Below are 22,078 nucleotides of genomic sequence, written 5' to 3' on the forward strand. Positions count from 1 at the left end.
GCTGGTCCTCCACCGACGGCGTCGGGAGGGCTGTACCGGATCGGCGGGACGGATAATCACCGCGCCCGGCGCATGGAATTCTACCGTACCCGCGCTGCGCCCCCTCTGCCGTCCGGCCTCCGGCACCGGCTCCCGCCGCCCCACCGGACGTCCCCGGCGATCCGCCGCCCCCGGCCCTTCACGGCTTCCTGGGCTCCCGCCTCCCCCGCCACAGTGCCTGCGATCAGGCGCCCGCAGCGACCCGTCGGCGGGCCGCGGCGCGGAAGATCCGCGGCGAGTAGAGGTACACGGCGACGACGGCGGCGGCGAACAGGGACGCCGACACCGCGAGCGGCGCGGGTGCCGTGGCGAGCACGAAGCCCGCTGCTCCGGTCAGGGCGGACAGCACGGAGACGAGGACGGAGACCTGTACGTGGGAGAGTCCCGTGTCCGTGAGTCGCTGGTAGACGTGCTGGCGGTGCGCCGTCGAGAGGCGTTCGCCGCGCCGCGCGCGCCGGAGGAACGTGGTGAAGGTGTCGGCGAGGTAGATGAGGACCGGCGAGAGCAGGTATTCCAGGTACACCCCTGCGAGCAGGCCGGTCACGGCGATCGCCGCGATGGAGGCGCCGAGCAGATAGCTGCCGACGTCGCCGAGGAAGACGAACCCGCGGCCGAGGTTCCAGGGCAGGAACCCCGCGAAGGCCGCCGCCACCACGAGTCCGGCGACGGTGAGCCAGAGCTGGTCCGACAGCACGCCGGCCCAGGCATAGAAGAGGCCGACCACGAGGCCGTGCATACCGGAGATGCCGTTGATGCCGTCCATGAAATTGGCTGCGTTGATGTAGGTGGCGACCGCGACGGCGCCGACCGGGATCCACCAGTAGCTGCTGTCGTCGATCGTCGTCGCCAGGGCGGCGGTACCGACCGCACCGATGAGCAGCTGGGTCGCCAGCCTGACCCGGACGGACAGTCCGCGGAAGTCCTCGATCCACCCCAGGGCGGACGCCGCGGCCACCAGCACGAGGATCACCAGGATCAGCGACCGGTCGACGGCGACGAGGCCCGTCGCGAGCGAGAGGGCGAGGGCCACGAGGATCGCGAGCGAGACCGCGAGGCCCATGCCGCGCAGGACGACCGTGCTGTGCGAGGAGCGGGTGTTCGGGATGTCGATCACGCCGAGCCGCCGGAGCAGCGGCCTGACGGCGAAGGGCAACAGGAGCGAGAGGACGAGCGCGATCAGGCCGATCACGACCAGCAGCGTGGTCATGGCGTCGTCCCGCCGGACCCCGAGGTGGAGGACGCGGACGGACGGGATGCCGCGGAACGTGCGTCGTGACCGCGGTCGTCGGACCGCGTCGGACCGTCCGGCGCCGATCCTGCGGGAGCCTCCAGCTCCGTCGCCGCATCGAGGGAGGCGATGCTGCGGTGATCGTGGCCGAAGCCGCCCTCGGCCTTCCACGCCTGCAGGTCCAGCTGCTGCGGGTCGAGGGCCACGACGGAGGTGTGCGAGATCTTCGGATGCAGCGGGCGCGAGTCGTCCTCGCCGACGCCCATGAGGTCCTCGTGCATCTTCTCGCCGGGGCGCAGCCCGGTGAAGACGATGTCGATGTCCTTGCCGGACATCGCGATCATGCGCTGGGCGACGTCGAGGATCCGGACCGCCTCCCCCATGTCGAGGATCAGGACCTCCCCGCCCCTGCCGATGGCACCGGCCTGCACCACGAGCTGGCATGCCTCGGGGATGGTCATGAAGAAGCGCGTCACCTCCGGGTCCGTCACGGTGATGGGACCGCCGGTGCGGATCTGCTCCGTGAACAGCGGCAGCATGGAGCCGCGGCTGCCGATCACGTTGCCGAACCTGACGGAGACGTACTGCTGCCCGGTCCGCTGGGCGTGGTGGGACGTGAGCTTCTCGGCGACGCGCTTGGAGTGGCCGAGGACGCTGGTGGGGTCCGCGGCCTTGTCCGTCGAGATGTTCACGAAGTTCGTCACCCCCACCGAGGCGGACGCCCGCAGCACGTTCAGCGAGCCCTGCACGTTCGTCTTCCAGGCCTCCTCCGGGTACTGCTCGAGGAGGGAGACGTGCTTGAGTGCCGCGGCGTGGAAGACGACCTGCGGCTTGCGGTCCTCGAAGATGTCCAGCAGTGCGTCCGCGTCCCGGATGTCCGCGAGGACGGTGTCGCGGCCGGTCAGCAGTCCCCGTCCCGTGAGGGAGATCTGCGTGGACTGGAGGCCCGTCTCGTCACGGTCGAGCATGATCAGCTCGGCCGGGGCGAACGCGGACAGCTGGCGGCACAGCTCGGAGCCGATCGAGCCGCCCGCTCCCGTCACGAGCACGCGCTTGCCGGTGATGTAGCCGGCCACCTCGTCCGGGTGGATGTCCACCGGACGGCGTCCGATGAGGTCCTCGACCGCGACCTCACGGAAGTCGGCGATGGCCGGGCCCGAGGCACCCAGCATGTCGCGCAGCGGCGGGAGGACGAGCACCTTGATGCCGAGGCCCGCGACGAGGTCGGAGACGCGACGCACCTGGGCTGCCTCGACCCCGGCGAAGGCGATGACCAGGAGCGAGGCCTGCGTCCTCGCCACGACCTCGCGCAGATCGTCGATCCGTCCGAGGACCGGCACCGAGGAGAGGCGGAGGTGCTTCTTGGCGGGATCGTCGTCGATCAGGCCGACGGGGAAGTAGGGCGATCCGGGGTCCTGCATCATGCGGACCACCAGGGAGTTGCCGAGGAAACCGGCACCGTAGATGAGCGTCCGCTGCGCATCCTCGCCCGGCTTGGCCTTGCTCTCCACGTACATCCGCTTGAGGTACCGGGTCGCTGCGAGGAACATGCAGGCGAACGGGAAGGCGATGATGCCGATGCTGCGCGGGACCTCGATGACGGTGAAGAAGGCGACGCTGACGAGGACGAGGATGACGCCGACCAGCACCGCGACGATGACGAGGAGCTTCGCCTCGTGGAAGCTGCCGAAGCTGTACCTGCCCCGGTAGAGCGCGAAGCTCAGTCCGACGACCAGCTGTGCCAGGACCGCGACCGCGCAGAAGGCCGCGATACCGGGGACATTGACCTCCTTCACGAGCAGCTCGTACCTCAGGATGAGGGCCAGGAGGATCGCGACGATCCAGGCGGCGGCGTCCAGCAGGTACTGCGACCACAGCCAGATGGCGGGTTTGTCGCCGCTCGACCCGACGGCGGTGGAGCCGGATGTCCGGGCCGCGGCCCGTCCTTCGTTGAGTCCCATGATTCCTAACGATGTCTTGCAGGCCGGGACCGCGTTCCCACCGTCGGACCTGCCGTCTCCGGGCCCGCCGGTGGTGACGGGCGGGCCGGTCCGGCAGCAGCTGGAACACGGTGTAATAGACTGCTACTACCCGAGAATACTAACTGCACGGCCTGTACCAGGCCCGTCGCGCACCGCCCTGGCGCGGCCCGGAAGGAGCAGTTTGCACGCCCCTGACGCCGGCTCCCCCCGCGTGTTCATCGTCATCACGACGTACAACCGGGCGTCCTTCCTGAGGGATCTCCTCGACTCCATCGCAGCCCTGGACCCCGCCCCGGCGGGGGTCGTCGTCGTGGACAACGCCAGCACCGACGACACCGCAGGGGTCCTCGCGGACCTCGACCTCGCCGTGCCGGTCGTCGTGCTGCGACTGCCGGCGAACGTCGGGGGTGCGGGCGGCTTCGCGGCCGGCGTGGCCCGCGGGCTCGAGGCAGGCGCCGACTGGCTCTGGCTGATGGACGACGACGTCGTCGTCCTCCCTGATGCCCTCGCGTCCTTCCGGCCCTGGATGGACCGCTACTCCTGCATCCACGGTCGTCGCCTCGACCACGCCGGGCGACCCTTCTTCTGGCAGCACCAGCTCCACGAGCGGCTCGGCGTCCATCTGCCGGTCCGCGGGGACGTCTTCGCCACCTCCCCGGTGTTCCACACGAACGTGGGCTGCTTCGAGGGGATGCTCGTCGCGGCCGACACCGTGCGGGAGACCGGTCTGCCCGACGCACGGTTCTTCCTCAACGGGGACGACACCACCTACGGGTGGCTGATCTCGCGGCACCACCCGGTCGCCTACGTCGATGCGTTCGTCCTCCGGAAGACGCGGGCGCAGCGGCAGATCGACCTCGGCGTGCGTCACCTCAACGACTCGAGCGACCTGTCCCGGTTCTGCGGCATGCGCAACCGCGGGCACCTCGCGCGCTACCTCCAGCTCCACGGCCGGTACTCCCGCCTCGGCTTCGGGCTGGGCACCCTCCTCTCCGCGGGGAAGGAGATCTTCCGCCTCCTGGCGGTCGAGCACTCCGTGTCCGGGCTGTCCGCCGTGTGGCGTGGCTGGCGGGCTGCGCGCGTGATCCTGCGGGACCGGAGCTGGCGTCCCGAGCCGTCGCCGGCGGGCTCCACCGGCACGGGTGGCCCAGGATGAGCTGGCTGGTCATCGGCGGCTCCGGCTTCGTCGGCCACGAGATCCTCGGTGCGGCCCGCGCAGCGGGCATCGAGACCCGCAGCGCTCCTGCGCCCCGGCTCCGGACGACGGCGGACACCCCGGAGGCGGTCCTCGCGGAAGCGCGCCGCAGTGACGTCACTGCACTGACCGGGCTCATGGCGGGTCACGACGTCGTCGTCAACGCGGCCGGACTCGCGACGCCGTCCGCCGAGGACAGTGCCGGGCTGAGGGGTGCGAACGCGTTGCTTCCGGCCGTCCTCGCCAGGGCGGCCGGCGCCGCGGGTGTCCGCCGCCTCGTCCACCTCAGCAGCGCTGCGGTCCAGGGACGCACGCCGCTACTGGACGAATCCGGCGGCGTCCAGCCCTTCTCCCCGTACTCCCGCAGCAAGGCGCTCGGCGAGCAGGCCCTGGCCCTGCTGGACCCGGGCGGCCTGGCGGTCGTCACGGTCCGCGCCACCTCCGTCCAGGGAGCAGGGCGGCCCACGACGGCGGCACTGGCGCGCCTCGCCCGTTCACCGCTGGCGTCGGTGGCGGCACCCGGTACCGCCGCCTCGCCCGTCACCTCGGTGGGCGCGCTCGCGGACCTCGTGATCGCCGTGGGGCGTCACTCCGGCGAGGTGCCCGCCGTCGTCCTGCAACCGTGGGAGGGACTGTCCGTACGATCGGTCCTCGAGGCCGCGGGCGGAAGACCGCGTGTCCTGCCGGCGTGGCTGTGCAGGACTGTCGTCAGCGGGGGCTTCGCCACGTCGCGGCTCCTCGGCGGGAGGCTGGACGGCCATGTCCGTCGCGTCGAGCTCATGTGGTTCGGACAGGACCAGGTGGCGGGCTGGGCCGCTGCCGAAGGGCTGGCGCCCGCGCCCCGGGTGAGGGATGTCCTCGGAGCGGCAGCGCTGCCCGACCAGCGGTAGGCGTCCGGGCGGCGCCCCGGGGCGGGATGGCCGAGGAGGGCTCAGCTGTCGGCGGCGACCGTGCCGTCGCCGTCGTCCCTGCTTGGACCTGCGTCGCCGTCGACGCCGATGATCCCCGGAACGATCTCCCGAAGCCGCTCCAGCGGAAGTGTCCCCTGGCGGACCACGCGCAGGGCCTCCCCCGTGGCGTCGACGATGGTCGAGCCCGTGCCGCCGCCCTCGCTTCTCGGACCTCCGTCGAGGTACACCGCGACCGAGGCGGCCAACTGGTCGGCGGCCTCGGCCGCCGTCGTCGCCGCCGGTTGCCCGGTCCTGTTGGCGGACGACACGGCCAGCGGACCGGTGAGCATCAGCAGCTCGAGGGCGATCTCGTCGTCGGGCACCCTGAGCGCCACCGTACCGAGGGTGTCCCCCAGGTCCCACGTCAGGGAGGGCTGGGCATGGCAGATGAGGGTCAGTCCGCCGGGCCAGAACGTCTCGGCGAGCTTCCGCGCGTCCGGGTGGACGTCGGTGGCGAGGCCGTCGAGCGTCTGGAGGCGGGGGATGAGGACCGGCGGCGGCATGGTGCGCCCGCGCCCCTTCGAGGCCAGCAGCGTGGCGACGGCCTGGGGCGAGAAGGCGTCCGCCCCGATGCCGTACACGGTGTCGGTGGGCAGGACGACGCACTGCTTCAGCGAGACGGCGCGCTGCGCGGCCGCGAGGCCTTCACGGCGCTGGGCGGGATCGGAGCAGTCGTAGCTGGTGGTCACCGGGTAATCTCTCCATTCGCCGGCGGTGCACGCCGGAGTCGGGGTATCGGGTGGGAGGGGTCGATGGGGTCGATCGGGTCGAGGCGTCGGCCCGCGGTGCACGCGCCTCGTCGATCAGGCCGACGGCGGGGGCCCGAAGCCCCGGCCGCGGAAGCCGGCCGAGTAGGCGGCGAACCAGGACCTCAGGCCCGTGAGGTCACGCTGCGTGAGGAAGTAGTAGGGGAAGCCGATCATGTCGGCGCCGAACCACCGGAGGTTCCGGTACTTCCGTGCCAGGTAGGCACGGTTGCGGAAGTAGGAGGCACGCTTGAACTCCCCCACCGGGATCACGGGGGTGATGAAGCCGCCGAAGATCGGCTTCATCTCCGACCAGGTGGCCGGGTGACGGACCGCGACGGTGGCGAGGGTCCCGAACTTCAGTCCCGCCTTCCGCACACGGGCCAGGAAGTCGACCTCGTCCCCGCGGATGAAGAACTTCATGTCCGGCAGTCCGATGGTCGAGAAGACCTCGGTGCGGATCAGGGCGCCGTTGAAGAAGTGCACCATGTCGGGCAGGAAACCGAGCGGCTCGAGGGTTGCACGGTCATTGGTCAGCAGGCCGCCGATGCGGAAGTTGAAGGACAGCCGCGTCGGATCGTCGGTCGCGGCGACCAGCGGGCTCACGATGTCGAGGTCGTGCTCGTGGGCCGCGCGCAGCAGTTCGGCGAGGCAGCGCTCGTCCTCCGGATGCCCGTCGTCGTCCATGAGCCAGATCCACCGCGCGCCGCTCGCGATGGCCGCGAGGATCGCGAAGGCGAAGCCGCCGGCCCCGCCGAGGTTCGCCTCCGAGCGCAGGTAGTGGATGGAGCCGCCGGCAGCCTCCACGACGTCGGTGGCAGGACGCGTGCCGGAGTCGACGAGGGCGACCGTCCTGATCGGTGCGGTCTGCCGGGCGAGCGCCTGCAGGAGCTGGGCGAGTTCCTCGTGGCGGTCGTAGGTGACTGCGGCGACGGCGACGGTGTCGGCGAGCTGCCCGGTGAGCTGCCCGGTGAGCTGCCCCGTCCCCTCCGCGGTTCGATCCGAGGCCTCGATGGCATCCGCGGCTCCGCCGTGCACCGGCTGATCCGGCTGATCCGGCTGATCCGGCTGGTCCGGGTGATCCGTCTGCTCCGTCTGCTCCGTCATCGTCCGCCTCCTGAGGCTGTGTCCGCGACGTCGGCTTCCGACGTCGATGTCCCGTCCACGCGGAGCTGCCCCAGGACGGCGCTGGTGGCACGGTCGCGCCCGCCGAGGTCCTGGTGCGTGGTGACGTCCGCCCACACGCCGGCCTCCGCGAGGAACGCGGCGACCCAGGGCGCCTGCACCTCGGCGTGCTCCATGACGAAGTACCCGCCCGCCCTGAGCAGGCGGGCGGCCGAGGCCGCCGCGGCCCGCGGCAGCCGGAGTCCGTCGGCTCCCCCGCCGTACAGCGCCATCTGCGGATCGTGCTCGGCCACCTCGGGTTCGGTGGGCACGGCGTCGGCCGGGATGTACGGCGGGTTCGACACGACGATGTCGAAGGTGCCGTTCTCCTCGGGCAGCGCCGTCGCGAGGTCACCCTGGACGAGGCGGACCCCGTAGGGCTCGAGGTTCGCGCGGGCCCAGGCGATCGCGAGGTCGCTCAGTTCGACGGCGTAGACCTCGGCGCCGGGCACCTCGTCCGCGACCGACGCGGCGATCGCCCCGGAGCCGGTGCCCAGGTCCACGATCCTGGGAGCCGCCAGCGTGCCCGCCCGGTCGATCACGAGCTGCGCCACTGATTCGGTCTCGGGACGCGGGATGAAGACTCCCGGGCCGACCGACAGCTCGATCCGCCGGAAGGATGCAGCGCCGGTGAGGTGCTGCAGCGGGACACGGCGCGCGCGCTCGTCGACGAGGGCGTCCAGTCCCTCCGGCGCCGGAGCGCCGATCAGTGCCATCGATCGGAGCCGGCCGCGGGACACCCCGAGCAGGTGGGCTGCCAGGAGCTCGGCGTCGACCCGGGGACTCGGCACGCCCGCCGCCCGCAGCCGTTCCTCCGCCGCACGCAGGGCGTCCTCCACGCCTACTCTTCCGTGCCGATGGCGTCCAGGCGGGCCTGCTCGTCCATCTCGATGGCCGACTGCACCACGGGCTCGAGGTCACCGTTCATGACGGCGTCCAGGTTGTAGGCCTTGTAGCCCGTGCGGTGGTCCGCGATCCGGTTCTCGGGGTAGTTGTAGGTGCGGATGCGCTCGGAGCGGTCCATGGTGCGGATCTGGGACTTCCGGATGTCCGAGTTCGCGGCGTCGATCTTCTCCTGCTCGTGCGCGAGGATGCGGGAGCGCAGCACGCGCATCGCCGCCTCGCGGTTCTGCAGCTGCGACTTCTCGTTCTGCATCGCCACGACGATCCCCGTGGGCAGGTGCGTGATGCGGACCGCCGAGTCGGTCGTGTTGACGGACTGGCCACCCGGACCCGAGGAACGGTAGACGTCGATCTTCAGGTCGTTCTGGCTGATCTCGACCTCCTCCGGCTCGTCGACCTCGGGCAGCACGAGCACGCCCGCCGCGGAGGTGTGGATGCGGCCCTGCGACTCGGTGACCGGGACGCGCTGGACGCGGTGCACGCCGCCCTCGAACTTCAGGCGCGCGTAGACGCCCTCCGCCGGATCGTTGGAGGACCCCTTGATGGCCATCTGGACATCCTTGTAGCCGCCGAGGTCGGACTCGTTGGCGGAGATGAGCTCCGTCTTCCAGCCCCGGGACTCCGCGTACCGCGCGTACATGCGCAGCAGGTCCCCGGCGAACAGCGCGGCTTCGTCGCCACCCTCGCCGCCCTTGACCTCGATGATGACGTTGCGGCCGTCGTTCGGGTCCCGCGGGATGAGCAGGCGTCGCAGGCGCTCCTGCGCCACGGCGAGCTGTTCCTCGAGCACAGGAACCTCGGCCGCGAACTCGGGGTCCTCGGACGCCATCTCGCGTGCGGCCTCGAGGTCGTCGTTCAGGGCGGCCCACCGGTTGTGGGCGTCGACGATCCTGCCGAGCTCGGCATACCGGCGGCCGAGCCTGCGGGCCAGCGCCTGGTCGGCGTGGACGGCGGGGTCGGCGAGCTGGTCCTGCAGTTCGGAGTGCTCGTCGAGCAGTCCCTGGATGGACTCAAACATCTGGTGTACCTCTTTCGGCGTCTACCGCCAGTCTACGAAGGTCGGGACGGCCCGGTTGACCACGCTGTGCCGGGACGCGACTTAACGGGCGAAGCCGCTCGCCCTGCCGTCCCGGGGAGGGACGGCAGGACGAACGGCGTCGTGGGGTGCGCTAGTCGGAGTCCTTGGAGCCCAGGGTGGTCTTCTGGACCTGCATGAGGAACTCGACGTTGGACTGCGTCTCCCGGATCTTGTTGGTCAGCAGCTCGAGTGCCTGCTGGGTCTCGAGACCCGACAGCACGCGGCGCAGCTTCCACATGATCTTGACCTCGTCCGGCGAGAGCAGGTTCTCCTCGCGGCGCGTACCGGACGCGTTGACGTCCACGGCCGGGAAGATGCGCTTGTCGGCGAGGCTGCGCGAGAGGCGGAGCTCCATGTTGCCGGTGCCCTTGAACTCCTCGAAGATGACCTCGTCCATCTTGGAACCGGTCTCGACGAGCGCGGTCGCGAGGATGGTGAGCGAGCCACCGTTCTCGATGTTGCGGGCAGCACCGAAGAAACGCTTCGGCGGGTACAGCGCTGCGGAATCGACACCACCGGACAGGATACGGCCCGAGGCCGGCGCGGCCAGGTTGTAGGCACGGCCGAGGCGCGTCATCGAGTCGAGGAGCACGACGACGTCCATGCCCATCTCCACGAGGCGCTTGGCGCGCTCGATGGAGAGCTCGGCGACCGTGGTGTGGTCGTCCGCGGGTCGGTCGAAGGTGGAGGCGATGACCTCACCCTTCACCGTGCGCTGCATGTCGGTGACTTCCTCGGGACGCTCGTCCACGAGGACCATCATGAGGTGCACCTCGGGGTTGTTGATCGTGATGGCGTTCGCGATCGCCTGCAGGATCAGCGTCTTGCCGGCCTTGGGCGGCGAGACGATCAGGCCGCGCTGGCCCTTGCCGATCGGCGCCACGAGGTCGATGACGCGGGGGCCGATCTTCTTCGGGTCCGTCTCGAGGCGCAGGCGGTCCGACGGGTAGAGCGGCACGAGCTTCGCGAACTCGACGCGGTCCTTGAGGTCCTCGGCCGGCTTGCCGTTCACCGTGGTGACGCGGACGAGGGCGTTGAACTTCTGGCGTGCGCTGGCCTGCGTCTCGCCCTCGCGGGGAGCGCGGATGGCACCGACGACGGCGTCGCCCTTGCGCAGGTTGTGCTTCTTGACCTGGGCCAGGGAGACGTAGACGTCGTTCGGACCCGGCAGGTAGCCGGACGTGCGCACGAAGGCGTAGTTCTCGAGGACGTCGAGGATGCCCGCGACGGGCAGCAGGACGTCGTCCTCGGTGACCTCGACGTCGTCGACGTCGGGCTGGTTGCGGCCACGGCGACGGTCGTTGCGCTCATTGCGCTCGTTGCGGTCACGGAAGCGGCTGCTGCGGTCCTCGACGGGATTCCCACCGTTGCGGTTGGCACGGTTGCGGCGGTTCCGGCCGCGACCCTCGTCGTCGTTCGATGCGTTGGAGCCGTTGGAGCCGTTGCCCCCGGAGTTCCGGTTGTCGCTGCGCTCGCTGCCGGTGCGGCCGCCGTCGTTCTGGCCGTCACTGTTCGAGCCGCTGTTGTTCGAGTTGTTGTTCGAGTTGTTGTTCGAGCCGTTGTTCGAGCCGTTGTTCGAGCCGTTGGAGGACCCGTTGTTCGAGCGGTCCTCGTCGCGGCCGTTGCGTGAGCGGTTGCGGCGCTCGTTGCGGTCGCCGCGCCCCTCGCCCTGCTGGCCGAAGCCGGAGTCACCCTGCTGGCCGGACTCGTTCTGTCCGTCGTTCTGGTTCTCGTTGCGGGTCTCGGCCGCGGTCTCGGTCTGCCCGGACTGTGCGTCGCTGCGGTCCTCGCCGCGACGGTTGCGGCGGTTGCGCTGGTTGCGGCCGCCGGTTTCGCGGTCACCGCGATCCTGCTGGTCCCCGGCGGACGGGGCGTCGGCGGTCTCACGCGACGGGGCCTCGACCTGCTCGCCGGTGATGACGGCAGCGTCCGTTGCAGGCACGGAGACGACGCCGTCGCTTCCCGCGCGGCGGTTCCGGTTCCGCGTCCGGGGCTGGCGCTCGGGCGCCTCCTGCCCGTCCTGCGTCGGAGCGGCCGGTGCTTCGGTGGCGTCCGGCGTGCCGGCGACGACAGGGCGCGCGCCGTCCGCGTTCCGCTCGCTGCGGACGGTGGGGGCCTTCTGGCGGTCGGCCACCGCGCCTCCGCGCTGGTGGTCCGAGATGGCGGAGACGAGGTCGCTCTTGCGCATCCTCGATCCGCCGGTGATGCCGAGCTGACCGGCGAGTGCCTGCAGCTGGGCGAGCTTCAGGCCGGCGAGGCCGCTGCTCTTGGAAGTTGTTGCGCCGGTTGCTTCAGCGTCTTGGGTGGCCACACCTGGTAACAGGTCAGTGGTTTCAGTCACGAAGGATCCTTCCCCCTCGTCGGGCGGCCACCTGATCAGTGGTCCGCGGTGGTTTGCCCCGTGCCGCATGTGAAGCAGGCGGGGTTCAGTCGGGCCGGGAACTGTCCGGCCTCGACTGGGCGTGCTGGAGCCTGAGGATGTCTTCGCAGGCAGGACTGGCCCGCGCACGAAGATCAGGTCGGAGGCTACACCGGAGGATGCGCTACTGCTGATGGACCCTGCAGTTTTCGCGGCGGTCCGAAGAAGAGGACGGCCGACTCAGCAGAAGCACACGATGCCTTGAGAGACACAGTGACACGTAGTGCGCACAGCGTACGCGGAACGGTCACTACCCTTGGTGCACTCCTACTTTAGCACCCGAACGCTCCACCGTGAGTCGCAGGATACGCCAGGGTTCCGGCGTGTCGAGGGTGCGAAGAAGCGCCCGCAGCGTCTCCTCGGCCGCCTCCGCCCCTGCCGCGCCGACGGCCAGCGTCATGATGCTGGGCCCCGCTCCGGAGATGGTGCTCGCGAAGCCCGCAGCGCGCAATCCGCGCAGGAGCGTGGCACTCGGGAGCATGGCCTGGGCGCGGTAGTCCTGGTGCAGCCAGTCCTGCGTCGCGGGGAAGAGGAGTGACGGATCCTCCGCCAGGGCGTGCACCAGCAGCGCCGCACGCCCTGCGTTCGCGGCCGCGCTGTGGTGGGAGACCGACGCCGGCAGCAGCGCCCGGGCGCTCTCCGTCGACAGCACGCTCCCGGGGACGGCGACCACGGGGACGACGTCTGGATGCACCTCCACACGCGTGCTGTGGTAAGCGTGTCCGCTCTCCCAGGAGACGGCGAGGGAACCCATGAGGGCGGGGGCCACATTGTCCGGATGGCCCTCGAGCTGTGCCGCCCACTGCAGGAGGTGGGCGTCGTCGAGCCTGCGGTCGACGGGCAGGAGCGCGTTGCCCGCGAGGACACCCGCGACGATCGCGGCCGCGGAGGAGCCGAGGCCCCTGCCGTGCGGGATCACGTTGGTCGTGTCCAGTTTAAGGCCGGGTGATGCGAACCCGGCGCGCTCCAGCGTACTGAGGAGCGAACGCGCCACGAGGTGCGTCCCGTCCGTCGGCAGGGCGGCGGAGCCCTCCCCCGTCGGCCTCACCACCGTCGTCCCGGCGGTGACCGTGCGGACGCGGACCGTGTCGTAGAGCGACAGTGCCAGACCGAGTGCGTCGAAGCCCGGTCCGAGGTTCGCACTCGTCGCGGGGACGCGCACCTCGACGGACTGTCCGGGCGCTACGCCGGGGAGTCCGGCGGTGCCGTCCGGATCGGCGACGGGGACCGGCACCGCGTGGAGGCCGGTCACCTCAGCCCTCGAGCCCGAGGGCCGCGGCGACGCTGACGACGTCGAACTCCACCTTGGTGGGCTCGACATCCGCGCCGTCGGCGGTGCGGAGCGCCCACTGCGGGTCCTTCAGGCCGTGACCGGTGACCGTGATGACGATCGTCTTGCCCGTCGGCGCGAGGCCCTCGGCGTGCTTCTTGATGAGTCCTGCGACGCCGGCAGCGGAGGCGGGTTCCACGAAGACGCCCTCGCGGGAGGACAGCCAGCGGTGCGCGTCGAGGATCTCCTCGTCCGTCACGGCCTCGATGAGTCCGCCGGACTCGTCACGGGCGGCCACGGCGAAGTCCCAGGACGCGGGGTTGCCGATCCGGATGGCGGTCGCGATGGTGTCCGGTTCGGTGATCGGGTGGCCCTTGACCAGCGGGGACGCGCCCTCTGCCTGGAAGCCCCACATGATCGGCGTCCGGGTCGCCACGGCCGGCAGCTCACCGTGGTGCATCGAGGCGTACGGCGCCGCGTACTCCTTGTAGCCCTTCCAGTAGGCGCTGATGTTGCCCGCGTTCCCGACCGGCATCAGATGGTAGTCCGGTGCATCGCCGAGAGTGTCGACCACCTCGAAGGCTGCGGTCTTCTGCCCCTCCAGCCGCGCGGGGTTGACGGAGTTCACCAGGAACACGGGATAGGCCTCGGCGAGCTTCCGCGCCACGTCGAGGCAGTTGTCGAAGTTGCCGTTGACCTGCAGGAGCTGCGCACCGTGCGCGATCGCCTGGCTCAGCTTGCCCATGGAGATCTTGCCGTCGGGAACGAGCACGGCGCAGGTGATTCCGGCCTGCGTGGCGTAGGCCGCCGCGGAGGCGGAGGTGTTGCCCGTGGACGCACAGACCACGGCCTTGGCCCCGGCGGCGACCGCGGCCGTCATGGCCATGGTCATGCCGCGGTCCTTGAAGGAGCCGGTGGGGTTCATGCCCTCGACCTTGAGGTAGACGGTGTTGCCCGTCAGCTCGGACAGATGGCGGGCGTGCACGAGGGGCGTACCGCCCTCGCCGAGGGTGATGACCTCGGTGGCCTCGGTGACAGGTAGGCGTTCTGCGTATTCGCGGATGACTCCGCGCCACTGGTGGGCCACTTAGATTCCCTCTACTCGGAGCACGGATGAGACGGCGGTGATGACGTCGAGCGCACCGACCTGCTTGACGGTCGCCGCGAGGGACGCCTCGGGGGCGCGATGGGTGACGATGCGCAGCTCGGCGGTGGTGCCGCCGTCGGGCCCGCGCTGATGGATGCGCTGGCGCATCGTCTCGATGGAGACGCCGTTCTCGGCGAAGATGTGGGCGATCCGGGCGAGGACACCGGGCTGGTCCGCGACCTGCAGGCCGATGCAGTAGCTCGTGCGGACGGTGTCGATGCTCAGCGGCGGCACGTGGCCCGTGGTGGTCTCGGTGCGGCCGGGCCCGCCGAGGACCATGCGGCGGGCCGCGCTCACGACGTCGCCGAGCACGGCCGACGCCGTCGGCGTCCCGCCTGCACCCTGGCCGTAGAACATGAGCTCGCCCGCGTTCTCCGCCTCGATGAACACGGCGTTGAACGCGCCGTGGACGGCCGCGAGCGGGTGCGAACGCGGCAGGAGGGTGGGGTGGACGCGGACGCCCACGCCCGCTGCGCCGGCCTCGTCGGTCAGGATCTCGGCGATGGCGAGCAGCTTGATGACGTAGCCGTCCTCGGCGGCGGCCGCGATGTCGTCCGCGGTGACCGCGGTGATGCCCTCGCAGTACACGTTCTCGAGCGCGAACCGGGTGTGGAAGGACAGCGAGGCGAGGATCGCGGCCTTCGCGGCGGCGTCGTGCCCCTCGACGTCGGCCGTCGGGTCGGCCTCCGCGTACCCGAGGTCCTGCGCCGCCTTCAGCGCGTCGGCGAACTGCGCCCCCGTGGAGTCCATCTGGTCCAGGATGTAGTTCGTGGTGCCGTTGACGATGCCCAGCACGCGGGTGATGCGGTCCCCCGACAGGCTGTCGCGGATGGGTCGCAGAATGGGGATGGCTCCGGCGACGGCGGCCTCGTAGGACAACTGCACGCCGGCCTTGTCGGCCTGCTCGTAGAGCTCCGGCCCGTCCTGCGCGAGGAGGGCCTTGTTCCCGCTGACCACCGTGGCACCGTGCGCGATGGCGCGCAGGATCAGCGTCTTGGCCGGCTCGATGCCGCCCATGAGCTCGATGACGATGTCCGCCCGCTCGACGAGCGACTCGGCGTCCTGGGTCAGCAGCCCCGCCGGCAGGTCGACGTCGCGCTCCGCCTCGAGCGAACGGACCGCCACCCCGGTGAGTTCGAGGGGGGCGCCTGCCCTGAGCCCGAGGTCCGCGGCGTCCTCGAGGAGGATCCGGGCCACCTGGGAGCCGACGTTGCCGCAGCCCAGCAGGGCGACGCGGAGGGGTGCGGGAGAGGGTGCTGGTGCATTCATGCGGTCTGTGAAGCTCCTGGATCCGGGGCGGCTACTGCTGGTGAGGGCTGGGCGGTCTCGCGCTGGACATCCCTGCGGAACAGGTCCTCCTCGGTCTCGCCGCGGACGATCAGTCGGGCCGCACCGTCGACGACCGCCACGACCGGAGGCCGCGCCAGGTAGTTGTAGTTGCTCGAGAGCACCCAGCAGTAGGCTCCCGTTCCCGGGACGGCGAGGAGGTCACCTGCTCCGGTGTCCTCCGGGAGGTAGACGTCCCGCACCACAATGTCACCGCTCTCGCAGTGTTTTCCAACCACACGGGACAGGACGGGCGGCCCCTCGGGCGTCCGCGAGGCGAGGACGGCCGAGTAATCCGCGCCGTAGAGCACCGGACGGGCGTTGTCGCTCATCCCGCCGTCCACCGACACATAGCGTCGCGGGTGCGTAACGGAGGTGTCCTGCACCACCTCGGAGCCGTTGGCGGCTGCGTCGACGCGCACGGTCTTCGTGGTGCCCGCGGTGTAGAGGGTGAAGGTCGTCGGTCCCACGATGGCACGGCCGGGCTCGATCGAGATCCGGGGGACGCGCAGGCCGAGCTCACGGCAGGCGGAGCCGACGACGGTGGCCATCGCGCGGGCGATCTCCGCCGCGGGCCGCGGCTGGTCGGCCTCGGTGTAGGCGATGCCGTAGCCGCCGCCGAGGTCCAGTTCGGGCAGCTCGACGCCGTGCCGGTCACGGACCCCGGCGAGGAAAACGAGCAGCCGGCGGGCCGCCAGCTCGAAGCCCTCCGATTCGAAGATCTGCGAGCCGATGTGGCAGTGCACACCGAGGAGGTTGATGCCCGGATGGGCCAGGGCGTCGGCGACGGCCCGCGCGGCCGGGGAGGAGCCGCCGTCGTCCTGTCCGTCCTGCTGCCCGGGCCCCTGCTCGGTGGTGAGCGACAGCCCGAACTTCTGGTCCTCGTGGGCGGTGGCGATGAACTCGTGCGTGTGGGCGTGGACGCCGGGCGTCAGGCGGATCATCACGTTGGCGCGGCGGCCGCGTTCGACGGCGAGGTCACCCACCAGGGCGACCTCCTGGAGGCTGTCGACGACGATCCGGCCGAGGTCCGCGTCGATGGCCCGCGTGATCTCCGCAGCGGACTTGTTGTTGCCGTGCAGGCCCAGGCGGTTCCCGGGCATGCCGGCGCGCAGGCCCACGGCGAGTTCGCCGCCGGAGCAGGTGTCGAGGCCGAGGCCCTCCTCGCGGACCCAGTGGGCCACTTCGGTGCAGATGAAGGATTTGCCCGCGTAGAAGACGTCCACTCCCCCGCACAGATCGCGGAAGGCGTCGTCGAACGCGTCGCGGAAGGTGGCGGCCCGGGTGCGGAAGTCCCGCTCGGACATCACGAACAGCGGGGTGCCGAACTCGGCGGCGAGGTCGGCGACGGAGACGCCGTCGATCCGCAGGACGCCGTCGCTCCCGCGCGCGACGTCCTCGGCCCAGAGCTTCGCGTCCAGCCGGGCAGGTTCCGCCGGGACGGACAGCCAGTCTGGCGCGAGGGGCGAGGGGCGGGTGGGGTCCACGACGGTCACGGTCACATCCTCTCCGGTGCCGATACCCCGAGGAGCCCGAGGCCGTTCGCGAGGACCTGCTGCGTGGCGTTGTTCAGCCAGAGGCGCGAGCGGTGGACGTCCTCGACCGGGGCGTCGCCCAGCGGGGACACGCGGCAGGCGTCGTACCAGCGGTGGTAGGTGCCGGCGATCACCTCGAGGTGGCGGGCCACGCGGTGCGGTTCGCGGAAGGTCGCGGACTGGGCGACGACGCCCGGGAACTGCCCGAGGGCAGCGAGCAGCGCCCCTTCCGTCGGGTGCGCCAGTGCCGCGGCGTCGAAGGACCTGGTGTCCACACCCGCGGAGACGGCGTTGCGCGCCACGGCGTGCGTCCTGGCGTGGGCGTACTGCACGTAGAACACCGGGTTCTCGTTGGTGTGCCGGGTCAGGAGGTCCAGGTCGATGTCGATATTCGAATCGGCGGAGAAGCGGGCCAGCGTGTAGCGCGCGGCGTCGACGCCAACTGCGTCCACGAGGTCTTCGAGCGTGACGACCGTTCCTGCGCGCTTCGACATGCGCACCGGTGCGCCGTCCTTCACGAGGTTCACCAGCTGGCCGATCAGGACCTCCACGGCATCGGGATCGTCACCCAAGGCAGCCGCCGCGGCCTTCAGGCGCGCCACGTACCCGTGGTGGTCCGCCCCGAGCATGATGATGTTGAGGTCGAAGCCACGGTTCCGCTTGTTGACGAAGTACCCGATGTCTCCGGCGATGTAGGCGGGCGCGCCGTTCGACTTGATCACCACGCGGTCCCGGTCGTCGCCGTAGTCGGTGGACCTCAGCCACCAGGCGCCGTCCTCGAGGAAGAGGTTGCCGGACGCCTTGAGCTTGTCGAGGAGGTCCTCGACGAAATCGTTCTCGAACAGCGAGTGCTCGTGGAAGTACACGTCGAAGTCCACGCCGAAATCATGCAGGGACGCCTTGATGTCCGAGAACATGAGGTCCACGCCGATCTCCCTGAACCGCTCGACGGACGCCGGTCCGTCGAGGGCCAGCGCGTCGGGATCGGCGGCGAGGACACGCTGGGCTATGTCGACGATGTACTGGCCGCTGTAGCCGTCCTCCGGGGCCGGATCGCCGTTGGCGGAGGCGTGGAGTGAGCGGGCGAAGCGGTCGATCTGCGCGCCGTGGTCGTTGAAGTAGTACTCGCGGGTGACCTCCGCACCCTGCGACTGCAGGATCCGCGCGAGTGCGTCCCCGACGGCCGCCCAGCGGGTCCCTCCGATGTGGATGGGACCGGTCGGGTTGGCGGAGACGAATTCGAGGTTGATCTTCCGGCCCGCGAGCGCATCGTTGGTGCCGTAGGCCTGGCCCGCCTCGACGATGGTGCGGGCGAGCTCACCCGCGGCACCGGCGTCGAGCGTGATGTTGAGGAAGCCCGGACCGGCGATGTCGACGCTCCTGACGCCCTCGATGCCCGCGAGGCGGTCGCTGAGCAGCTGCGCGAACTCCCGGGGGTTCATCCCGGCCTTCTTGCCGAGCTGCAGCGCGATGTTCGTGGCCCAGTCCCCGTGCTCCCGGTTCTTCGGTCGCTCCACCCGCACCTCGGAGGGGAGGTCGATGGTCAGGTCACCGGCGTCGACGGCGGCCCTGAGGCAGGCGGAAATAGCGGAGGAGAGTTCTTCGGGAGTCACCCGTCAAGCATAGCCGCGGCGCCCCGTCCGCCCTGATTCGCGTGACGCGGCGAGCGCCTGCGGCACAGGCGCGAATCCGCCCCACGGGTCTGCCGACCGGTGCGCGGCCGGTACAGTCCGGAAGGCCGGGAGAAACGAATGGAGTCATGGGACGTTGAAATGCATCAGTGGCTCTCCTCGACATCCACGCCTCCCTCGGTGCGGAGCCCTTCCGCCCGGTCCCGCCACCGCGATCCACCAGGAGCATCCAGTGACCATGACAGGCCAGACCGAAACACCCCTGATGACGGCGCCGGCGCGGGCCGGGTTCCCCCTCCACAAGCGCGTCCTGACGGCGCTCGCCGCCGTGTCCATTCTCGGTGCGGCCGGCTGCGCCGGCGCCGAGGCCGAGACCCCGGCCGCCGAAGCTCCCGCGGCGGAATCCTCCGCAGCCGATGCCACCGAGGCACCCGGAGCGGCACCGACCGGGGCAGCGACCGCGGACGCCGCCGCAGCGGACCAGAGCTACGAGGACGGCACCTACACCCAGACGGGCGGCTACCAGTCCCCCGCCGGCCCCGAGGAGGTCGGCGTGACCCTGACACTGGCGGCCGATGTCGTGACCGCCGTCGAGGTGGAGCCGATGCCGGACAACCCCACCACCACGATGTACCAGGAGCGTTTCGCCGGTGGGATCTCGGACGCGATCGTCGGGAAGAAACTCGACGAGCTCGCCGTGGACAAGGTCGCCGGGTCCTCCCTGACCAGCGGCGGCTTCAACGAAGCGGCCGACAAGATCAAGAGCGAAGCACAGCTGTAGGGCGCAGCGGCGTGGGGCACTCCTTCAGCTTCGAGGCGATCGGTACGGCCTGGCGCGTGGACAGTGCCGCGCCGCTCCTGGCCGCCCAGAAGGCCGGCCTCCTCCGCATCGCCGAGGACTACGACGCGCTGTACTCCCGCTTCCGCGCCGACTCCGGCATCACCGAGCTGGCGGCCTCAGGGGGCTCCCTCTCCCTGCCGGGGCACGGCGCCCGGCTGGGGCGCCTCCTGCGCACGCTGCACGACGTCACCGGCGGCGGCGTGTCCCCCCTGGTCGGCGAGCGCCTCGCCGACCAGGGCTACGACGCCGGATACAGCTTCGTCCCTACCGCGGCACCGGCGCCCGCGAGAGCCTGGGACGGCCTCCTCGAGTGGACGGAGGACGGCGTGAGCCTCGCGGCCCCGGCGCTCCTCGACGTCGGCGCCGCAGGCAAGGGGCAACTCGTGGACCTGATGCTCGAGTACCTCCTCGCGGCCGGGCACGGGCAGGCGGTCGTCGACGCCAGCGGTGACATGCGACGGGCCGGCAGCGGCTCCATCACGGTGGCCCTCGAACACCCCTACGATCCGTCGTCGGCCATCGGCACGGTCGTGCTCACCGAGGGGGCGCTGTGCGCCTCGGCGTCGAACCGCCGGGTCTGGGGTGACGGACTGCACCACGTCCTGGATGCCCGGACAGGGCACTGCGTCGACACGGTCGTCGCCACGTGGGTCCTCGCAGCCGACGCCATGACCGCCGACGGACTGTGCACGGCCCTGTTCGTCACCGACCCCGCGGACCTCGCCGGGTCCTTCGACTTCGACTTCGTCCTGATGTACTCCGACGGACGCGCCCGCTATTCCGCCCCACTCGCAGGAGCACTGTTCTCATGACCGCAGCACTCGACGGCCTGCTGGGCCGCATGACCATGTACCGCCTGACCCTGGGCCTGCTGCTCCTGCTGACCGTCGAGGCCCTCGTGCTCTCGCTGACAGGACTGCTCGCCTACACCCCGGCCGAGATCGGCGGCACCCTCGTGGCCGCCGTGGGAGGGACGATCATCGGGACGCGGCTCATGGCGCTGATCCTGCGGCTGCGCCCGCACGGCGACTCGTCGCTCATCACCGGGCTGATCGTCTTCCTCATCATGTTCCCCTCCAGCACGGCTGCGGGCCTCGGCGGCATCCTCACGGCGGGCGTCGCGGCCGGAGCGTCCAAGTTCCTCCTCGCCTTCCGCGGCCGCCACATCTTCAACCCCGCAGCCACGGGGGCCGTCGTCGCGACCCTGCTGGGGGTCGGCGCGGCGGCCTGGTGGGTGGCGAACGCGTACATGCTGCCGGTCGTCGCGCTCGGCGCCGCCCTGCTGCTCCACCGGACGCGGAAGCTGTCCATGGGTGCGGTGTTCCTCGTCGTCGCCCTCGGGATCCTGCTCGTCGGCCTGGTGCAGGGCGGGCTGACCGCCGGTGCAGGACTCCAGCTGGTCCTGACGTCCTACCCGGTCCTGTTCCTGCTCGGCTTCATGATGACCGAGCCCCTGACGCTCCCCCCGCTGCGCTGGCAGCAATGGCTCTTTGCCGCGATCGTCGCCGCCGTCTTCGCCCTGCAGGTATCCGTCGGACCCGTATTCCTCGGACCGGAGTTCGCGCTCGTCATCGGTAACGCCGTCGCGTTCCTGATGGGCCAGCGACGCGGTGTCCGGCTCTCCTTCGCCGGGTCGCGACAGCTGACGCCCACGAGCACGGAGCTCGTCTTCGAACCGGCCCGTCCCGTGCGCTTCACCGCGGGGCAGTACATGGAACTGTCCATGCCGCACCGCGGGGCGGACAGCCGTGGCAGCCGCCGCGTCTTCAGCATCACGTCCGCACCCCAGCAGGCCGACGCCGTCACCTTCGGGTTGCGCACCACGGCGCAGGGGAGCTCGTTCAAGAAGGCCCTGCTCGAGCTGCCGAAGGACGCCCACATCACCGGGACCCTCGTGGGCGGCGACTTCCGCCTGCCGCGGGATGCGTCCGTCCCGCTCCTGCTGGCCGCCGGCGGGATCGGTGTCACCCCCTTCATCAGCCAGCTCAGGGACATCGCCGCACGCGGGGAGGACCGCGACATCGTGCTCGTGTACGTGGTGCGCAGCGCCGAGGAGATCGCCTTCCGGGATGAACTGGCCGGACTCGGTACGCGCGTGGTGCTCTTCGTCCCGGCCGACGACGGCGTTCCGGCGGTCCCCGGCACCTGGACCCTCGCGGGGAGCGGGCTCTCCTCCGAGGAGCTGCTCGCAGCCGTCCCCGACCTCAAGCGACGCCGGGTCCTGGTCTCCGGGTCGCCGGCGTTCATCGGGGACCTCCGCCGCGTGGTCCGCACCGCCGGGGTCTCCCGGGTGCGGACGGACGCTTTCCTGGGGTACTGAGGCGTGGACCGACCGGGTCCGGCCCGTGCGTTTTCCGACGCAGGCGGCACCTGCTAAGCTCGATGAGTCCCGCACGGGTACGGGAAATCCCGTCTCCGCCTTCGTAGCTCAGGGGATAGAGCGTCTGCCTCCGGAGCAGAAGGTCGTAGGTTCGAATCCTATCGAGGGCACCCCGGACTCCCACGGAGTCAACCGCCGTCGGCCCACCGGGCCGGGGGCGGTTCTGCTTTTGGTAGGCTCCACTGGACGCGGCCCCCGGGGCTGCACCAGCACCGACCGGCGGGGGAATCGTGGGGACGAAGCG

Annotated in this window: 17 protein-coding genes and 1 tRNA gene; 6 read left to right on the forward strand and 12 right to left on the reverse strand. The window is 70.8% G+C overall.

The features are described from left to right. Positions 1-223: 223 nt before the first annotated feature. Together ASF21_RS14800 and ASF21_RS14805 are read right to left on the reverse strand one after the other, a co-directional pair. Positions 224-1,246 (reverse strand): MraY family glycosyltransferase, encoded by a 1,023-nt coding sequence (locus ASF21_RS14800; RefSeq protein WP_055773005.1) that lies wholly within the window; start codon positions 1,244-1,246, stop codon positions 224-226. Continuing rightward, positions 1,243-3,228 (reverse strand): polysaccharide biosynthesis protein, encoded by a 1,986-nt coding sequence (locus tag ASF21_RS14805; protein WP_082471618.1) that lies wholly within the window; start codon positions 3,226-3,228, stop codon positions 1,243-1,245. The genes ASF21_RS14800 and ASF21_RS14805 overlap by 4 nt, the downstream gene beginning before the upstream one ends. 202 nt (positions 3,229-3,430) lie before the next feature. On the opposite strand from ASF21_RS14805, the gene ASF21_RS14810 reads away from it, so the two are divergent. Next, positions 3,431-4,405, forward strand: coding sequence for a glycosyltransferase (locus ASF21_RS14810; protein WP_162237556.1), 975 nt, complete (start codon positions 3,431-3,433; stop codon positions 4,403-4,405). Beyond that, positions 4,402-5,334, forward strand: a complete 933-nt coding sequence (locus tag ASF21_RS14815; protein WP_055773011.1) for an NAD-dependent epimerase/dehydratase family protein — start codon at positions 4,402-4,404, stop codon at positions 5,332-5,334. Before ASF21_RS14810 ends, ASF21_RS14815 begins: the two co-directional genes overlap by 4 nt. A gap of 41 nt (positions 5,335-5,375) precedes the next feature. Here ASF21_RS14815 and ASF21_RS14820 read toward each other — a convergent pair whose 3' ends face one another. From ASF21_RS14820 to argS, 10 genes are all read right to left on the reverse strand, one after another. Continuing rightward, positions 5,376-6,083, reverse strand: a complete 708-nt coding sequence (locus ASF21_RS14820) for an L-threonylcarbamoyladenylate synthase (RefSeq protein WP_055773014.1) — start codon at positions 6,081-6,083, stop codon at positions 5,376-5,378. A 114-nt stretch (positions 6,084-6,197) separates the two neighbouring features. After that, the gene (locus ASF21_RS14825) at positions 6,198-7,247 is read right to left on the reverse strand and encodes a glycosyltransferase (RefSeq protein ID WP_082471619.1); all 1,050 of its coding nucleotides are present in this window, start codon (positions 7,245-7,247) and stop codon (positions 6,198-6,200) included. Next, positions 7,244-8,143, reverse strand: coding sequence for a peptide chain release factor N(5)-glutamine methyltransferase (gene prmC, locus ASF21_RS14830; protein WP_082471620.1), 900 nt, complete (start codon positions 8,141-8,143; stop codon positions 7,244-7,246). Before prmC ends, ASF21_RS14825 begins: the two co-directional genes overlap by 4 nt. A gap of 2 nt (positions 8,144-8,145) precedes the next feature. Then, positions 8,146-9,225: a peptide chain release factor 1 gene (gene prfA / locus ASF21_RS14835; protein ID WP_055773017.1), complete on the reverse strand. Its 1,080-nt coding sequence runs from the start codon at positions 9,223-9,225 to the stop codon at positions 8,146-8,148. Between the two features lie 151 nt (positions 9,226-9,376). After that, a complete protein-coding gene (gene rho, locus ASF21_RS14840) occupies positions 9,377-11,626 on the reverse strand; it encodes a transcription termination factor Rho (protein WP_055773020.1) in 2,250 nt (749 codons plus the stop codon). Between the two features lie 328 nt (positions 11,627-11,954). Continuing rightward, positions 11,955-12,956 (reverse strand): homoserine kinase, encoded by a 1,002-nt coding sequence (thrB, locus tag ASF21_RS14845; protein WP_414826634.1) that lies wholly within the window; start codon positions 12,954-12,956, stop codon positions 11,955-11,957. Between the two features lies 1 nt (position 12,957). Then, on the reverse strand, positions 12,958-14,061 hold the full coding sequence (thrC, locus tag ASF21_RS14850; RefSeq protein WP_055773024.1) for a threonine synthase: 1,104 nt from the start codon (positions 14,059-14,061) through the stop codon (positions 12,958-12,960). Further along, entirely contained in the window at positions 14,062-15,390 is a 1,329-nt protein-coding gene (locus ASF21_RS14855; protein ID WP_055773027.1) for a homoserine dehydrogenase, read from the reverse strand. Then, entirely contained in the window at positions 15,387-16,943 is a 1,557-nt protein-coding gene (gene lysA / locus ASF21_RS14860) for a diaminopimelate decarboxylase (RefSeq protein WP_157365935.1), read from the reverse strand. Before lysA ends, ASF21_RS14855 begins: the two co-directional genes overlap by 4 nt. A gap of 2 nt (positions 16,944-16,945) precedes the next feature. After that, the gene (gene argS / locus ASF21_RS14865; protein WP_055773029.1) at positions 16,946-18,595 is read right to left on the reverse strand and encodes an arginine--tRNA ligase; all 1,650 of its coding nucleotides are present in this window, start codon (positions 18,593-18,595) and stop codon (positions 16,946-16,948) included. A 256-nt stretch (positions 18,596-18,851) separates the two neighbouring features. On the opposite strand from argS, the gene ASF21_RS14870 reads away from it, so the two are divergent. The 4 genes from ASF21_RS14870 to ASF21_RS14885 all read left to right on the forward strand — a co-directional run bounded on the left by ASF21_RS14870 (position 18,852) and on the right by ASF21_RS14885 (position 21,944). Next, positions 18,852-19,394: an FMN-binding protein gene (locus tag ASF21_RS14870; RefSeq protein ID WP_235499025.1), complete on the forward strand. Its 543-nt coding sequence runs from the start codon at positions 18,852-18,854 to the stop codon at positions 19,392-19,394. 11 nt (positions 19,395-19,405) lie between these two features. Further along, the gene (locus ASF21_RS14875) at positions 19,406-20,266 is read left to right on the forward strand and encodes an FAD:protein FMN transferase (protein ID WP_055773032.1); all 861 of its coding nucleotides are present in this window, start codon (positions 19,406-19,408) and stop codon (positions 20,264-20,266) included. Then, positions 20,263-21,774, forward strand: a complete 1,512-nt coding sequence (locus ASF21_RS14880; RefSeq protein ID WP_055773035.1) for an FAD-dependent oxidoreductase — start codon at positions 20,263-20,265, stop codon at positions 21,772-21,774. Before ASF21_RS14875 ends, ASF21_RS14880 begins: the two co-directional genes overlap by 4 nt. A gap of 97 nt (positions 21,775-21,871) precedes the next feature. After that, positions 21,872-21,944 (forward strand) — tRNA-Arg (locus ASF21_RS14885). The last annotated feature ends 134 nt before the right edge of the window (positions 21,945-22,078 follow it).

This window comes from Arthrobacter sp. Leaf234 (assembly GCF_001422665.1).
Classification (GTDB): domain Bacteria; phylum Actinomycetota; class Actinomycetes; order Actinomycetales; family Micrococcaceae; genus Arthrobacter_D.

Excerpts from the sequence above, each read along its gene's own strand:
- ASF21_RS14805 (WP_082471618.1), bottom strand. The coding sequence starts at position 3,228 with ATGGGACTCAACGAAGGACGGGCCGCGGCCCGGACATCCGGCTCCACC.
- prfA (WP_055773017.1), bottom strand. The coding sequence starts at position 9,225 with ATGTTTGAGTCCATCCAGGGACTGCTCGACGAGCACTCCGAACTGCAG.
- ASF21_RS14855 (WP_055773027.1), bottom strand. The coding sequence starts at position 15,390 with ATGAATGCACCAGCACCCTCTCCCGCACCCCTCCGCGTCGCCCTGCTG.
- ASF21_RS14870 (WP_235499025.1), top strand. The coding sequence starts at position 18,852 with ATGACAGGCCAGACCGAAACACCCCTGATGACGGCGCCGGCGCGGGCC.
- ASF21_RS14800 (WP_055773005.1), bottom strand. The coding sequence starts at position 1,246 with ATGACCACGCTGCTGGTCGTGATCGGCCTGATCGCGCTCGTCCTCTCG.
- ASF21_RS14825 (WP_082471619.1), bottom strand. The coding sequence starts at position 7,247 with ATGACGGAGCAGACGGAGCAGACGGATCACCCGGACCAGCCGGATCAG.
- ASF21_RS14815 (WP_055773011.1), top strand. The coding sequence starts at position 4,402 with ATGAGCTGGCTGGTCATCGGCGGCTCCGGCTTCGTCGGCCACGAGATC.
- ASF21_RS14880 (WP_055773035.1), top strand. The coding sequence starts at position 20,263 with ATGACCGCAGCACTCGACGGCCTGCTGGGCCGCATGACCATGTACCGC.